Here is a 14,809-nt window from a genome sequence, read left to right on the forward strand (position 1 = left end):
CCCGGCAAGCACTGTGCCTGTGGACTGACACAGATGCATACATCCCAGCCCCTAAACTGCCGGATCATGAATTTTTGTCAAAACAGGCTGCGGCCAGCAGCTCTGGAGGCCATGGAATGAACCACGTGCTGATCGTCGATGACGACGCGGACTCGGCAGCCACCATGCGCGAACTGGTGGGCGTGGACCGCTTTTCGGTCGCCGTGGCCCACACCCTGCGCGATGCGCGCCGCCAGATGGCCATGCAGCCGCCCAGCCTGGTTCTGCTGGACCTGCAGCTGCCCGATGGCAACGGCATGGACCTGTTCGGCGACCGGCAAGTGCCGCAGGACTCGCAGATCGTGCTGGTGACCGGCCATGCCAGCCTGGACTCCTCCATCGAAGCCCTGCGCCGAGGCGCCATGGACTATCTGGTCAAGCCCGTGGGCATAGGCCGGCTCGAGGACATTCTTTCGCGCTTTCTCATCCCCACGCCGGGCCTGTCGGGCGCGGACAGCCGCAACGGCGCAGGCCCGGCCTCCGATCAGATCACGGCACAAGACCATTGCGCACCCGCTGGCAGCTACTGCGCGCAGGAAGGACGCTTTGGCCGGCTCCTGGGCCAATCGCCTCCCATGCAGCGCCTGTACCAGCAGATGGAGCGCGTGGCAGGCACCTCGGTCACGGTATTCCTCACGGGGGAGAGCGGCACCGGCAAGGAGGTCGTGGCGCAGACCCTGCACGACTTGAGCCAGCGGCGCAGCCGCCCGTTTCTTGCCGTGAACTGCGGCGCCATTTCGCCGCATCTCATCGAAAGCGAGATCTTCGGCCACGAAAAGGGCAGCTTCACGGGTGCCGACCGCCAGCACCAGGGCTTTTTCGAGCGCGCGGCCACGGGCACGCTGTTCCTGGACGAGATCACGGAAATGCCCATGGAGCTGCAGGTCAAGCTGCTGCGCGTGCTGGAGACCGGCCGCTTCATGCGCGTGGGCTCCACCCAGACGCTGCAGACCGATGTGCGCGTGATCGCCGCCACCAACCGCTGCCCCTTCGAGGCCGTGGCCAGCGGCAGGCTGCGCGAGGACCTGCTGTACCGGCTGAACGTCTTTCCCATCGAGCTGCCGCCGCTGCGCGAGCGCCTGTCCGACGTCCCGCTGCTGGCCCAGCACTTGCTGCAGGCCATCTCGCAGCGAGAGGGCCAGACCAAGCAGTTCACGGCGTCGGCCCTGAGGCAGTTGGCACAGCACAGCTGGCCCGGCAATGTGCGCGAGCTGCGCAATGCCGTGCAGCGTGCCTACGTCATGGAGCCCGGCCCGCAGGTAGGCACCGAATGGCTGCCCCGCCCACCGGTGGCCATTGCCCAGCCCGCCCCCATGCCGGTGTCATTGCACGCATCCGTGCACACATCCGTGCCTGCACAGCTGGCCGCCAACGCCCCGCAGTTGCCGCCCACTGCGCAGGCCGCGCCTGTCGCCGTGCATCCGTTCGCCGACCACGGCGCGGCAGGCGACGCCTACGACCTGCCCGATATGGAGCCGGCCACCATACAGCTGCCCATCGGCATGACCATGGCGCAGGCCGAGCGGCTGCTGATCCAGGCCACGCTCAAGCAGTGCAAGTACCAGAAGGAACGCACGGCCGCCGTGCTCGGCATCAGCCTCAAGACGCTGTACAACCGGCTCAAGGACTATGCGGGCGGCAAAAAGGACAGGACGGACCCCGAACCCGGCTGACACGTGCGCAGACGCGCACAGCACCTGCTGCCGTTGCCTTGCGGGCACGCTGCTTGCCACCCTGCAAGCACCTTTGAGCAACCAAGGACAAGCCCATGGACTCCTCTCCTGCCCGCGCCTACGGTGTCTTCAAGCCCGTGGGCCACATGGTGGTCTCTTTTCCCACGGCTGCGCAGGCCGATGACGGCATGGCGGCGCTGCAGGCGCTGAACCTGCCCGAGCAGGACGTACGGCGCTACACCGACCGGGAAATGCTGGCCCAGATCGACCAAGACCTGCGACAGGCCAGCCCCGTGGCCGCCGTGGGCCAGGAACTCAATCTGGTCAAGGCCCACCAGGCCCTGGCCGAGCGCGGCTACCACTGGCTGGTGGTACGGGTGGACAGCGACGAGGCCGCACGCAACGCCGCCGATGCCCTCAAGGCCGCCGGCGCCGAGCGCGCCCAGCTCTACGGCCGCTTCATCATCGAGGAATTGATAGAACACGCCGCCGATCTGCCCCAGGTCAGCGAGTCGCCCGACCGGGGCCTGGACGCCCAGACACCTTCAGGCCGCGAAGCCGAGCGTGCACAAATCCGCCCTGCGCCGGCCCGGGGCAACGGCACCCCGCGACCGGAGCGCTGAGTCGCTTGCGACGGGCAGGCACGCCGATTGCCATTGATATTCAACTGCAACTTTTGTCAAAGGCGATGCCATGGATTTCCTCATCTGGCTGATGGTGGGCGGGCTGATCGGCTGGATCACCAGCATGGTCACGAACACCCAGGCCCAGCAAGGCATTTTGCTCAACGTGGCAATAGGCGCCATCGGCGCCTTGCTGGGCGGCTGGCTGCTGGCGCCGCTGCTGGCGCCTTCGGCCATGGATGCGCAGGCGCAGGTGCCTGCCACATCCATGTCCATCTTCATTTCCATGGCCAGCGCCGTTGCGCTGCTGGCCATCTTCAACCTGTGCAAACCGCGCATGCGCCACTGAGCCGGCCCGGCCACGGGCCATTGACTTGCAGGAAAGGAGCCTCCATGAGCAAAGATCCCTTCCAGACCAGAAGTACCGCTGGCAGCACCGACCTCTCCCGCCAGGGCAGCGCCGTGTGCAAGAAACCGCTGCGCTCCATTGCCACGGCGCTGGCGGCGGGGCTGCTGATCGCGCGCCTCGCACGCTGACCGGGCTCGGCCCTCCTCTCTTTTTTGACTTTCCTGCTTGCTGACTGCGCGCCCCGGCGCGCAGTCCTGTTTCCAGGACCGCGAATGCCAGCTCAGTCCAGGCTTTGCGCAAGACAATCCTGCGCCGCCATGGGCACGCGCGGCAGGACCAGAGAGACGGCCAGGCCGCCGCTGTCTCCATCGCCGTCGCCTCCCCCGCTGCCGCCCTCGGCCCACGCCACGCCACCGCCAGCCAGGCACAGTCGGCGCGCCAGGGCCAGGCCGCAGGAGGCATCTGCATCGGCGTCGCTCAACCGCACGCCGGGGCGGGATTCCTGCGGCCGCTGCGGCGCCTCGGCGCTGGCTGCGGCCACTACGCCCGCTTCGCCCGCTTCGGCCGCAGCGCCCGATTCGCCCGGACCCGCCCCCTCCGGCCCCGGCCCGGCGCCCTGCCAGTGGGCCACGGCCTCGATGCGGATCTCCACCTGCTCGCCCTTGGCGGCCGATGCCGCAAGATGTCCGCCCACGGGATGTGCCGCCATGCGCACGCGGGCGCCATCGGGCAAGGCCTCGCGCACGGACAGGAAAATGCTGATCAGCGCCAGCTCCAGCTCGTCAGGGTCCACATACACGCCCAGGCGCGCGGCCGGCTGGCCCGGCGGGCTGGCCTCGGCGGGCTCAGCCACCTCCAGCGCCACGCGCTTTCCCAGCACCACGGCCAGCGTGCCCCGCACCCCCGGCAACCAGCGGTACAGATCCACCACCAGCGCATGCGTGCTGTGGCGCGGCCCGAAGCGCAGCAGCTGCTGTGTCAACCGACTGGCCGTGTCCACCGAACGCAGCATGGCCTGTGCAGGCAGGCGCAGGTTCGGGTCCTCCGAACGACGCTCAATCAGATAGGCGCTGTTGCTCAGAACGCCGAGCTGGTTGTTGAACTCATGGGAGAAGCGGCCTGCCAGCCGGCCGACCACCTGCAGGCGCTCATTCTGGATATGGGCCTCGCCGGCTTCGTTGTCCCGCTCCCCCGGTGCGCCGCCGGCCTGGCTGCGCCGGGCCGGCCTCATCGGGTCCGCCCTGCCACGCAGGGCCAGCCCCGCCAGGCCCAGGCCGGCCAGCGCAAACAACACGATCGCCGCCCAGATCACGCCCCTCAGGAGCGGGGAACACGCCGGATCCAGCGCGGAACAGGGAACCCAGCTCACCCAGGTCCAGCCCTGGGCCGTCCTGCTGAAGAAAACGCGCAGGGTGCCGCCCTGCGCATCGGGCACATCCAGCCAGCCGTGCGCCAGGCTGGAAGCCAGGCGCTCGCTGAAATCAGCGGGCAAGGCAGGCTGACCCGTTGCCGCAGCCGTGCCGGCCGGCACCGCACGGCCCGCGCTGTCCACCAGAAAGCCGGACCATCCCGCCTCCAGCAGCGGTTGGACGGCAGCCAGCGCCTGCTCGGCATTGGCAGCGCGTGGCTCCTGCCTGTCCAGCAGGCGGGCCGCGGCCATGCTGGCGATGCGAACGGCCTGCTCCTGCGCCGCGTGCCCGGATTGATAGGCGCGCAACAGCAGCCAGGACGAGGCGGCCAGCACAAGCACCAGCAAGGCCAGAAGCAACAGGACCCGTCTCAGGCGCATGGACATGGATGGCCCGCGTGCGGCGCCGCGCGCCCCGCCTTGCGGGACTGCATTGAGGGTTCCCGGCGGCGGGACCGTGTGAAAACCGGTGGATTGGTACATGGCAAAGTTTGCAGAAAACCTTGCGCCCGAGCGGAAATTTTTACCGCAGGCGCCTTGAGCGGCCCTGCTGTTGCAAAGCCGATACCCGCAGCGACGGCCGAACCCCGGGCCCCTGTGCCTTCTGCGCAGCAAGTACGCAGCAGGTTTCGTGCCCAAAGTGTATCCAGACGATTCGCCACGCTGATCGGGGCATGAACGTTGCGTCCTTGTGGCCATCGCAACAAGGAGACGAGATGGGTTCCATGCACCTCAAGGCGGACATACGCCAGTCCCAGACGCTTTCCCCGCGCTTGCAGCACGCGGTGCGCATGCTGCAGATGTCCTCGCTGGACTTTGCCGCGATGGTGCGCAGCAAGATGGAGGACAACCCATTCCTGGAAGATGCCGAGCCCGCAGATGACCGCGACCTGTGGGTGGCCGACATGCACCTGGGCGCGCGCCAGGCCGTTGACGCGGAAGGCTCCGCCATGGACACGGCTGCCTGCGAAACCACGCTGGCCATGCACCTGCACGGCCAGCTCAACGTGACGGCCATGACGCCGCGCGACCTGTGCATGGCGCGCGCCATCGTGGAATCGCTGGACGACGACGGCTATCTGCGCACGGACCTGCAGGAGCTGGCCGGCCTGCTGGCGCTCAGCCCGGCGCCCGATGCGCAGGAAATGCTCATCGCCCTGCGACTGGTGCAATCGCTGGATCCGGCGGGCGTGGCCGCGCGCAGCGTGGGCGAATGCCTGTTGCTGCAATGCCCGCAGATGGCCGACGCCACGCTGCGCCAGCTGTCGCAGACCCTGCTGCAGCACCACATGGACGCGCTGGCCGCGCGCGACGTGCCGCGGCTGGCCAAGGCGCTGCAGGTGCCGGCGGCCCAGATCGTGCAGGCCATGGATGCCATACGGCGCCTCAACCCCAGGCCTGGCTGGAGCTTCGGCTCCACGCACGTGGACTACATCGTTCCCGACGTGATCGTGCGCAGGGGACCGAGCGGCTGGAATGCGCAACTGAACCCCGCCGTCGTGCCGCGCGTGCGACTGAACAGCGTCTACGAGCAGCTGTTCCAGCGCCACCGCTGCACGGGCCAGGCCCAATTGGCCGACCATCTGCAGGACGCGCGCTGGACCGTGCGCAATGTGGAGCAGCGCTTTTCCACCATCCTGGACGTGGCCCGGGCCATCGTGCGAAAGCAGGAGCTGTTCCTGGAGTTCGGCGCCATGGCCATGAAGCCGCTGGTGCTGCGCGAAATTGCCGAGGAAGTGGGTGTGCACGAATCCACCGTCTCGCGCGTGACCAACAACAAGTACATGGCCACGCCCACGGGCGTGTTCGAGCTCAAGCACTTCTTCTCGCGCCCCATGCTCAGTGCCAGCGGCAGCGCCTGCTCGGCCACGGCCATCCGCGAGCTGATCGGCGACATCATCGCGGCCGAATCCGATGCCCGGCCCCTGTCCGACGTCGATATCGCACGCCAGCTGGGCGCCCAGGGCCTGGTCGTGGCCCGCCGCACCGTCACCAAGTACCGTCAGCTGCTGCGCATAGCGCCGGCCGACCGGCGCAGGCGCCACGGCTGACACGGCACCTGCCGTCGCGGCCGCGGCCTTGCGATGGCCCTTGGCGCCGCTGCCCGTGGCGGTGTGTCCTGCCAAGCCCCACTGCCGCGCAGCGGCTTGTCGCTCCCCCAGGTCCTGCCTTGTCCGACAGTTGCAGGCCGCCGTCCGGCCTAAGGTGAAGGCTCATGGATTGAAGGAGACCGCCATGGACACCCCTCCCCGCAGAGTGCACGCCCCCCTCGAACGCCAGCGCAGCGAGAACAACCACATCCGCGATGGCCGCTGGCCGCTGCGCATCGCCGCCCTCACGGCCGCCGTCGCACTGATCCTGGTGCTGATGTTCAACTTCATGGCACCCAGGGGGCGGCTGGATGCGCCCAGCGCCACCGGAACGCCAGCGACAGAACCCACCTCCTCTGCCTCGCCGGCCGCACCTGCCGCGCCGTCCATGACGCCGCCGCAGGCCGATCCGGCCACCGCACCCGCCACCACCGCGCCACGCTGAGCCCGCTTGCGCCCTTGTATCAACCCTTCCCCTCAGGACAGCAGCAGCCATGAACCACCCCCTGCCCCACGCACCCAATATTCCCCAGGTGCCGACCACGCCCAACGACCCCGTGGCACCCGACGATCCCAACCGCCAGCCCGGCCGCCCGCGCGGACCCGAGCCGATAGATCCGCCCACCACGGCGCCCCCCATAGAATTGCCGCCCGCGCCCGAGCAGGAACAGACCCGCAAGGGAGAGTGACATGCCCCGAGGAGACCAATCCACCGATACCCATGAGCGAAAACGCCAGGCCCGGCACATAGTGCACAGCCACGAATCGCGCGGCGCAGGCCATGAAGAGGCCGAAAGGCGCCTGTGGGCCACCGTGGACAAGGACAGCGGCGGCAGCAGGCAATCGGGCTGCGGCCGGGGCTGGCAAGCAGCGCATTGCGCTGCCCGCAAGGGCGCCCGCAGGCGAGGCGCCGCACCTGCAGCGCAATCCGCCTCGCGATAGCTGCGCCGCCCCCGCGGCCCCGGCGCCTGGATCAACGACACAGGCCGGCCCGCGAAGTCGGCAATCCCGTGGGAGAACCCGTGAATTCAGAAGACGGTTTTGGATTCCTGCCGCAGCGCGGCGAAATGGCGGCACGCGTGCGCGCCCACGACTGGGAGGGCACGCCCCTGGGCTCGCCGCAGAGCTGGCCGCAAAGCCTGCGCAACGCCGCCAGCCTGATGCTGGGCTCGCGCTTTCCCATCATCATCTGGTGGGGCGATGACTTCCGGCTGATCTACAACGACGCCTACATTCCCTTCCTGGGCACCAGCAAGCACCCCAAGGCGCTGGGACAGGCCGGCGCGCAATGCTGGAGCGAGATCTGGGACGACATCGGCCCCATGCTGGAGGGCGTGCTGCGCACGGGCCAGGCCACCTGGTCCACCGATGCGCGCTACTTCTTCGACCGCGAGCTGCCGCAGGAAGAGGTCTTCGTCACCTTCACCTACGGCCCCATCCTGGCCGATGACGGCATCACCGTGCAGGGCGTGTTCTGTCCCTGCACCGACACCACCGAGAAAATCGTCAGCCGGCGGCGCCTGGAGACGCTGCACCGCCTGGGCATCCGCACGCTGGACATGCGCAGTGCCAAGGACGCGGGCGAAAAGGTCTGCGCCGTGCTGGATGAAAACCCCTACGACGTGCCCTTCGCCATCATCTACGAATGCCAGGCCGCCCCGGATGCAGGCAGCGCAGACACCGCTCCCCCGGCCTTCCAGCTGCTGTGTTCCACCGGCATGGACACTGACCTGGCGGCCGACCCCGCGCCCTGGCCGCTGGCCCAGGCCGTGCAATCGGGCCAGCCGGCCAACGTGGACCTGGCGCAGCTGGGCCTGCCCCTGCCTGGCGGCCCCTGGCCCGAACCCTCGCGCCTGGCGCGCATCGTGCCCGTTCGCTGGTCGGGCGACGGCCAGGCCTCGGGCGTGCTGGTGCTGGGCGTCAGCCCGCGCCGCCCGCTGGATGCGGAGTACTGCGCCTTCCTCGATATGGTGGCAAGCCACACGGGCGGCGTTGTCGCGCACGCCGTGGCCTATGAGCAGGAAGCGCGGCGCGCCCGGGCCCTGGCCGAGGTGGACCGTGCCAAGACCGTGTTCTTCTCCAACGTCAGCCACGAGCTGCGCACGCCGCTGACGCTGATCCTGGGGCCGCTGGACGACGCCCTGCGCGAGCACGGCGGCCACCTGCCGCCCGATCAGGCGCAGATGGTCCACCGCAACGCGCTGCGCCTGCAAAAGCTGGTCAACGCCCTGCTGGACTTCGCGCGCATCGAGGCCGGGCGCATGCAGGCCAGCTACGAGCCCACGGACCTGGCCCGCGCCACGGCCGAGCTGGCCAGCGTGTTCCGCTCGGCCATGGAGCAGGCGGGCCTGCGGCTGCGCGTGGACTGCCCGCCACTGCAAGGGCCGGTCTACGTGGACCAGGACATGTACGAAAAGATCGTGCTCAACCTGCTGTCCAACGCCTTCAAGTTCACCTTGCAGGGCGAGATCGCCGTGGCGCTGCACGACGCGGGCCCTGCGGTGGAGCTGTCCGTCAGCGACACCGGCTCGGGGATCGCACCCCAGCACCTGCCCCATCTTTTCCAGCGCTTTCACCGCATTCCGGGCAAGCCCGCCCGCACGCACGAGGGCACGGGCATCGGCCTGGCCCTGGTGCAGGAACTGGTGCGGCTGCATGGCGGCACCATCACGGTCACCAGCACGGAGGGCGAGGGCAGCCGCTTCACCGTGCGGCTGCCCAAGGGCAGCGCGCACCTGCCGGCCGAACAGGTGAACCCCATCGCGTCACCGTCAACCCCGCCGCCGCCGGGGCACGGCGCGGGCGCCCCGGCCGCACGCCAGCTCGTGGACGAGACGCGGCAGTGGGAGCCGGGCGAATCGCCCACGCACGTCCCGCACGCCCCGCACGGCGTGCCGGCTGGGGCCGAACCGCAAGGCCCCCGGCCGCGCATCGTCTGCGCCGACGACAACGCCGACATGCGCGGCTATATCGGCCAGTTGCTGCGTCCGCTGTACGAGGTGGAGGTGGCTGGTGACGGCCGGGCCGCGCTGGACTGCATCCGGCGCCAGCGGCCCGATCTCGTGATTGCCGACGTGATGATGCCCGTGCTCGACGGCTTCGAGTTGCTGCATGCGCTGCGCAGCGACGAGGCCACGCGCTCCATCCCCGTCATCATGCTGTCCGCGCGTGCAGGCCAGGAGGCCCAGGTCGAAGGCCTGCGCGCAGGCGCGGACGACTACCTGGTCAAGCCCTTTTCGGCGCGCGAGCTGCTGGCGCGCGTCGCCTCGCTGCTGCAGCTCGAGCGCGTGCGCGAGCAGGCCCATGCCGCCCTGCGCGCCAACGAGAAAAGGCTGCGCGCCATCATCGACCAGATGCCGGCGGGCGTGGGCGTGTCCGACATGGGCGGCACCATGGTGCTCAGCAATGCGCTCATGGACCGATTCGTCCCGCGCGCCATCCCGTCCACCCTTGCCGACCGCGTGCAGCGCTGGCGCGGCTGGGACGACAAGGGCCGGCCCATACCGCCCGAGAACTGGCCCGGCAGGCGCGCGCTGCGCGGCGAGGTGGTCATGCCGGGGCTGGAGATGCTGCACACCGACGACGAGGGCCGCGAATGGTGGATGCGCGTCAGCGCCGCTCCGCTGCGCGATGACGGCGGGCAGCTCGTGGGCACCTGCTCCGTCATCCAGGACATCACCGAACTCAAGCGCGCCGAGCAGCACCTCAGGGAGGCCGACCGGCGCAAGGACGAGTTCCTGGCAACCCTGGCCCACGAGCTGCGCAATCCGCTGGCACCCATCAGCCACGGCCTGCAAATCCTCAAGCGCACCGTCCATGGCGACGACAGCGCGCGCCGCAGCCAGGAGATGCTGGAGCGCCAGGTCAACCACATGGTGCGCATGGTGGACGACCTGCTGGAGGTCTCGCGCATCACCACGGGCAAGGTCCAGCTGCGCAAGGAGGTGGTGGACCTGAACAACGTGCTGCAAGGCGTGGCGGCGGCCAGCCATGCGGTCATGGAATCCGGCGGCCACCAGCTTCGGCTGGAGCTGCCCGCCGAGACCCTGCTGCTGCCTGCCGACCCCGTGCGGCTGGCGCAAATGGTCACCAACCTTCTCAACAATGCCGCCAAGTACACCGATCCCGGCGGCCACGTCGTGCTGGCGGCCTGGGCAGAGGGTGCGCAGGCCGTGATCTCCGTGCGTGACGACGGCATAGGCATCCCCGCCGCGCTGCTGGACAGGATCTTCGACATGTTCATGCAGGTGGACCGCGGCGGCCGCCAGGGCCAGGGGGGCCTGGGCATCGGCCTGACCCTGGTGCGCAGCCTGGTGGAGATGCACGGCGGCAGCGTGCAGGCGCTCAGCGAAGGTCCGGGCCAGGGCAGTGAATTGCGGCTGCGCCTGCCCTTGCCGGCCCATGCACCTGCCGATGCATCCGCCCATGCACCCGCCGATGTGCCCTCCCTGCCCGGCCCGGCCGCAGGCGCGCAGTCCGGGGACGCGCCAGCCTTCGGCCGCATCCTGGTGGTCGATGACAACGCGGACGCCGCCGACACCCTGTCCATGCTGCTAGGGCTGCTGGGAGCCGAGGTCGAGATCGCCCGCGACGGCCCCGGCGCGCTGGCCATGCACGACGCCTTCAGGCCCGACGTCGTGCTGCTGGACATCGGCCTGCCCGGCATGGACGGCCTGGAAGTTGCGCGCCGCATCCGCGCCCGGCAGGACCGCGACCAGGTGCTGCTGATCGCCCTCACGGGCTGGGGGCAGGAGGATGACCTGAGACGATCGCGCGAGGCCGGCATGGACCACCACCTGGTCAAGCCCGTGAGCTTCGACACGCTGGAGCGGTTGCTCAGGAGCCTGCGCACGTCTGCATGAGCACCGCCTTTGCGCGCGACAATCCCCGCTTCGCCCAGCCTGCCTGCGCTGCCTGCGCGGCTCGCGCGCCTGCCGCAGAACTCACCGAGACCCATGACCGCCCTGCCCCCCATCAATGCCGAGCGCCTTTGGCGCCGTGTCCAGACCCTGTCCACCTTCACCCTGCCCGACCGGCCCTGGACCCGCCGCGCCTTCTCGCCCGAGTTCGACCAGGCCCGCGCCTGGCTGCGCGCCGAGCTCGCGGCCGCGGGCATGCAGGTGCATCTGGATGAAGGCGGCAATCTGGTCGGCCGCCTGCCGTCTGCCCAGGCCGCTGCGGGCGGCGCAGAACGCGCCCCCATCTCCACCGGCTCGCACTGCGACACCGTGATGATGGGCGGGCGCTTCGACGGCATCATCGGCGTGCTGGCCGGCATCGAGGTGGCGCACTGCCTGCATGAAAACGGCATCGCCCTGCAGCACCCGTTCGAGGTGATCGACTTCCTGTCCGAGGAGCCCAGCGACTACGGCATCTCCTGCATAGGCAGCCGCGCGCTGTCGGGCAAGCTGGACGCCGCCATGCTGGCGGCACGCAACCCGCAAGGCGAAACCCTGGCCGAAGGCATGCGGCGCATCGGCGCACGGCCCGAGGCGCTGCACCGCCCGCTGCGCAGCGCCGGCGGCACGGCCGCCTTTGTGGAGCTGCACATAGAGCAGGGCCCGGTGCTGGAGCAGCGCGGCCTGCCCATTGGCGTGGTGACGAACATCGTGGGCATACGCCGCGTGGGCTTCACCGTGCACGGCCAGGCCGACCACGCAGGCACCACGCCCATGGACATCCGACAGGACGCGCTGGTGGGCGCGGCGCGCATCATCGATGCGGCCAACCGCAAGGCCGCTGCGCTCAATGGCCAGCCCCACTATGTGGTGGCCACTGTGGGCCGGCTCTCGCTCACGCCCAATGCCTCCAATGCCGTGCCCGGCCTGGTCGAGATGATGATGGAAGTGCGCAGCGACCACGCCGGCGTGCTGGAGAGCTTCCCCGAGGAACTGCTGGCCGAAGTCCTGCCCGGCCTGGCCGCCCTGCGCGTGCGTGCCGAGATGGCCGACGTGAGCCGCTCCCAGCCCACGGACTGCGCTGGCCTGGTCATGCAGGGCGTGGAGCAGGCCTGCGACAACCTGGGCTACGCCCACATGCGCATGCCCAGCGGCGCCGGCCATGACGCCGTCTACATGGCGCCCACCGGCCCCATGGGCATGATCTTCATCCCCTGCCTCCACGGCCGCAGCCACGCGCCCGAGGAATGGATAGAGCCGTCCCAGCTGCTGGACGGCACCCGGGTGCTGTACGAGACGGTGCGCGTGCTGGACAGGCAGTTGGCGCAGGGCTGAGCGCCTGGCCTGCGGCCAGGCACCAAGGCGGCATAAAATAGCCCGCTTCCCTCTGGAGCAGGCACAAGCTGCTCCTTGGTGGAAGCCCCTGTGGCACAGATTGCGGAAATCCGCCCAAATAGCGGGTTTCCCAATGCAAGATGGCGGAACCACCCTCCCCGATCATCGACAACCCACCGCATGGGCGGCCCGGCGCTGCCGGTCCGCCGCGAGAAGGTTGCACCGCCCCATCAGACCCTGGAGTTTCTTCTTTCATGTTCCGCCAACTGATCACCTGCACCGCCGTGGCCGCCGCCATGGGCCTGAGCTTTTCCGCAGCCGCCCAAGGCGCGGCGGCCGACTACCCGAACAAGCCCGTGCGCATGATCGTGCCCTTCCCGCCCGGCGGCGGCACCGACATCCTCGCGCGCGTGGTGTCCAACAAGCTCACCGAAGTCAGCAAGTGGACCGTGGTGCCCGACAACCGCGCGGGCGCAGGCGGTACCATCGGCATCACCGAGGCCGCCAAGGCAGCGCCCACGGGCTACGACATGGTCATGGGCCAGAAGGACAACGTGGTCCTGGGCCCCTACCTCTACAAGAACCTGCCCTGGAACCCCGTCAAGGACCTGGTGCCCGTGGCCCACGTGGCCTACACGCCCATCGTGATCGCCACCAGCGTGAACTCGCCCTACAAGACCCTGGCCGACATCGTGGCCGCTGCCAAGCAGCACCCGGGCAAGGTGACCTACGGCTCGCCGGGCAATGGCACCAGCATCCACCTCTCGGGCGTGCTGCTGGAGAAAGCGGCGGGCATCCAGCTGGTGCACGTGCCCTACAAGGGCTCCAATCCGGCCCTGATGGATGCGCTGGCCGGCAACGTGGACCTGCTGGTGTCCTCCGTGCCCTCGGCCATCGGCCAGATCAAGGCCGGCAAGCTGCGCGCCATCGCCGTGACCTCGGCCAAGCGCTCGTCCTCGCTGCCCGACACGCCCACGCTGGCCGAATCGGGCCTCAAGGGCTTTGACGTGAGCACCTGGTACGGCCTGTTCATGCCCAAGGGCACGCCCACGGCCGTCGTGACCAAGGTCAACGCCGAAGTGAACAAGCTGCTGGCCATGCCCGAAGTGCGCGACGCCATCCAGACCCAGGGCGCCGAGCCCCAGTCCATTACCGTGGCCGACTTCGACAAAATGTTCCAGGCCGACTTCAAGCAGTCCAAGCAGATCGTCGAGTCCTCGGGCGCCAAGATCGAGTGACGCCGCGTCTCCTTGATGCAGATCAGACTGATCTGCATCAAGGGGCGATGTGACAGTCCCGTGAATACTTCTCCGGAAATCACCGAATTCCTGGAGAACGCCATGGCATTGCTGGTCTGGGTCCCCGAGCTGGACACCGGAATTGCAGAGATCGACAGGCAGCACCGCCGCATCGTCGACTACATCAACAAGCTCTACGAGCTGCGTTCGTCGCCCGACCGCGAGGCCCTGGGCGATGTCATCGGCGAGATGATCGACTACACCGTCTCGCACTTCGTGTTCGAGGAAAGCCTGATCGAGAGCGCCGGCTACATGTTCGCCGGCCCGCACAAGAAGGTGCACGAGCTGTTCACCCGCCGCGTGATCGAGATGCAGACCCGCTTCGATGCCGGCGAGGACGTGGCCGCCGAGCTGCACGGCATGCTCTCGCGCTGGCTGTTCAACCACATCCGCAACGAAGACACCGGCTACGTGGACTCGGCCAAGGCCTATCTGCGCATGGCGCGCGAGTCCAGTCCTGCCGCCGAGAAGGAAAGGCTCAAGAACGAAGTGCTGCAGGAACTGGAACTGCAGCGCAAGAAAAAGGGCTGGCTGGCACGGCTGCTCAATCGCTGATCGCCCTCTCCCCCTGCAGCGCACCAATAAAAACGGCTCCCGAAGGAGCCGTTGACGTTTCACCCGGCGAAGGGCCGAGCGGCCCGGGAATTACTCGCGCACCACCAGCACCGGCACGCGCACGGCGCCCAGCACGCGCTGGGTCACGCTGCCCAGCATCAGCTTTTCCAGGCCACGGCGGCCTTGCGAGCCCATGATGATCAGGTCGGCGCCCGTGCTCTCGAGCACGCGCACGATGCCTTCGTGCACCGCATGGCCTTCGCCCACCACGGTGGTGGCGGTGATGCCGGCCTCGTCGGTGATCTTCTTGACGGCGTCCAGCGTGGTGTTGGCCTCGGCCGTGGCCGCGCTCAGGTACTGCGACTGGCCGTAGGCGAAGTCGGCGCCCACGCCCGTGAACGGATAGGGGTCCACCACGTAGACCGCCGTCAGCGTGCTGCCAAAGACCTTGGCCAGCTCCACGCCCTTGTGGACCGCCAGCATCGAGCTGTTGGAGCCGTCCACGGGAACCAGGATGTGCTTGAACATGCGTTTTCTCCTT

At 68.9% G+C, this 14,809-nt stretch carries 13 protein-coding genes; 11 read left to right on the forward strand and 2 right to left on the reverse strand.

From position 1 onward, the window contains the following. Positions 1 to 116 precede the first annotated feature (116 nt). The 4 genes from ACF8ML_RS17435 (at position 117) to ACF8ML_RS17450 (ending at position 2,872) form a co-directional block, all read left to right on the forward strand. Positions 117 to 1,712: a sigma-54 dependent transcriptional regulator gene (locus ACF8ML_RS17435; RefSeq protein WP_017404825.1), complete on the forward strand. Its 1,596-nt coding sequence runs from the start codon at positions 117 to 119 to the stop codon at positions 1,710 to 1,712. A gap of 95 nt (positions 1,713 to 1,807) precedes the next feature. Further along, the gene (locus ACF8ML_RS17440) at positions 1,808 to 2,335 is read left to right on the forward strand and encodes a hypothetical protein (RefSeq protein WP_392407526.1); all 528 of its coding nucleotides are present in this window, start codon (positions 1,808 to 1,810) and stop codon (positions 2,333 to 2,335) included. Between the two features lie 70 nt (positions 2,336 to 2,405). Further along, positions 2,406 to 2,684, forward strand: coding sequence for a GlsB/YeaQ/YmgE family stress response membrane protein (locus ACF8ML_RS17445; protein ID WP_016446350.1), 279 nt, complete (start codon positions 2,406 to 2,408; stop codon positions 2,682 to 2,684). A 44-nt stretch (positions 2,685 to 2,728) separates the two neighbouring features. Further along, complete coding sequence (locus tag ACF8ML_RS17450; protein ID WP_016446351.1) at positions 2,729 to 2,872, forward strand: hypothetical protein; 144 nt, start codon at positions 2,729 to 2,731, stop codon at positions 2,870 to 2,872. 92 nt (positions 2,873 to 2,964) lie between these two features. On the opposite strand, the gene ACF8ML_RS17455 is transcribed toward ACF8ML_RS17450, so the two are convergent. Further along, positions 2,965 to 4,575, reverse strand: a complete 1,611-nt coding sequence (locus tag ACF8ML_RS17455; RefSeq protein ID WP_047327498.1) for a hypothetical protein — start codon at positions 4,573 to 4,575, stop codon at positions 2,965 to 2,967. Between the two features lie 233 nt (positions 4,576 to 4,808). Here ACF8ML_RS17455 and rpoN point away from each other — a divergent pair, with 233 nt between their 5' ends. From rpoN to ACF8ML_RS17490, 7 genes are all read left to right on the forward strand, one after another. Continuing rightward, positions 4,809 to 6,143 (forward strand): RNA polymerase factor sigma-54, encoded by a 1,335-nt coding sequence (gene rpoN, locus ACF8ML_RS17460; protein WP_047327499.1) that lies wholly within the window; start codon positions 4,809 to 4,811, stop codon positions 6,141 to 6,143. Between the two features lie 184 nt (positions 6,144 to 6,327). Beyond that, on the forward strand, positions 6,328 to 6,627 hold the full coding sequence (locus tag ACF8ML_RS17465; RefSeq protein WP_209801995.1) for a hypothetical protein: 300 nt from the start codon (positions 6,328 to 6,330) through the stop codon (positions 6,625 to 6,627). 49 nt (positions 6,628 to 6,676) lie between these two features. Beyond that, complete coding sequence (locus tag ACF8ML_RS17470; RefSeq protein ID WP_016446355.1) at positions 6,677 to 6,871, forward strand: hypothetical protein; 195 nt, start codon at positions 6,677 to 6,679, stop codon at positions 6,869 to 6,871. Positions 6,872 to 7,204: 333 nt separating this feature from the next. After that, a complete protein-coding gene (locus ACF8ML_RS17475) occupies positions 7,205 to 11,044 on the forward strand; it encodes an ATP-binding protein (protein ID WP_392407528.1) in 3,840 nt (1,279 codons plus the stop codon). A 93-nt stretch (positions 11,045 to 11,137) separates the two neighbouring features. Continuing rightward, positions 11,138 to 12,415, forward strand: coding sequence for a Zn-dependent hydrolase (locus ACF8ML_RS17480; RefSeq protein WP_047327501.1), 1,278 nt, complete (start codon positions 11,138 to 11,140; stop codon positions 12,413 to 12,415). A 254-nt stretch (positions 12,416 to 12,669) separates the two neighbouring features. Then, positions 12,670 to 13,653 carry a Bug family tripartite tricarboxylate transporter substrate binding protein gene (locus ACF8ML_RS17485; protein WP_392407530.1) on the forward strand — a complete coding sequence of 328 codons (984 nt, stop codon included), beginning with the start codon at positions 12,670 to 12,672 and terminating at the stop codon, positions 13,651 to 13,653. Positions 13,654 to 13,713: 60 nt separating this feature from the next. Beyond that, on the forward strand, positions 13,714 to 14,268 hold the full coding sequence (locus tag ACF8ML_RS17490; RefSeq protein WP_227468561.1) for a bacteriohemerythrin: 555 nt from the start codon (positions 13,714 to 13,716) through the stop codon (positions 14,266 to 14,268). Positions 14,269 to 14,358: 90 nt separating this feature from the next. Here the strand turns inward: ACF8ML_RS17490 and ACF8ML_RS17495 are convergent, their stop codons facing one another. Continuing rightward, positions 14,359 to 14,796, reverse strand: coding sequence for a universal stress protein (locus tag ACF8ML_RS17495; protein ID WP_016446360.1), 438 nt, complete (start codon positions 14,794 to 14,796; stop codon positions 14,359 to 14,361). Positions 14,797 to 14,809 lie beyond the last annotated feature (13 nt).

Origin of the sequence: Delftia sp. WSY_10, assembly GCF_043104705.1 — a bacterium.
Lineage (GTDB): Bacteria > Pseudomonadota > Gammaproteobacteria > Burkholderiales > Burkholderiaceae_C > Comamonas > Comamonas tsuruhatensis.

Bases quoted from the DNA above. Each gene is read 5' to 3' on its own strand.
- ACF8ML_RS17440 (WP_392407526.1), top strand. From the start codon at position 1,808: ATGGACTCCTCTCCTGCCCGCGCCTACGGTGTCTTCAAGCCCGTGGGC.
- ACF8ML_RS17485 (WP_392407530.1), top strand. From the start codon at position 12,670: ATGTTCCGCCAACTGATCACCTGCACCGCCGTGGCCGCCGCCATGGGC.
- ACF8ML_RS17465 (WP_209801995.1), top strand. From the start codon at position 6,328: ATGGACACCCCTCCCCGCAGAGTGCACGCCCCCCTCGAACGCCAGCGC.
- ACF8ML_RS17480 (WP_047327501.1), top strand. From the start codon at position 11,138: ATGACCGCCCTGCCCCCCATCAATGCCGAGCGCCTTTGGCGCCGTGTC.
- ACF8ML_RS17445 (WP_016446350.1), top strand. From the start codon at position 2,406: ATGGATTTCCTCATCTGGCTGATGGTGGGCGGGCTGATCGGCTGGATC.
- rpoN (WP_047327499.1), top strand. From the start codon at position 4,809: ATGGGTTCCATGCACCTCAAGGCGGACATACGCCAGTCCCAGACGCTT.
- ACF8ML_RS17455 (WP_047327498.1), bottom strand. From the start codon at position 4,575: ATGTACCAATCCACCGGTTTTCACACGGTCCCGCCGCCGGGAACCCTC.
- ACF8ML_RS17495 (WP_016446360.1), bottom strand. From the start codon at position 14,796: ATGTTCAAGCACATCCTGGTTCCCGTGGACGGCTCCAACAGCTCGATG.
- ACF8ML_RS17450 (WP_016446351.1), top strand. From the start codon at position 2,729: ATGAGCAAAGATCCCTTCCAGACCAGAAGTACCGCTGGCAGCACCGAC.
- ACF8ML_RS17435 (WP_017404825.1), top strand. From the start codon at position 117: ATGAACCACGTGCTGATCGTCGATGACGACGCGGACTCGGCAGCCACC.
- ACF8ML_RS17470 (WP_016446355.1), top strand. From the start codon at position 6,677: ATGAACCACCCCCTGCCCCACGCACCCAATATTCCCCAGGTGCCGACC.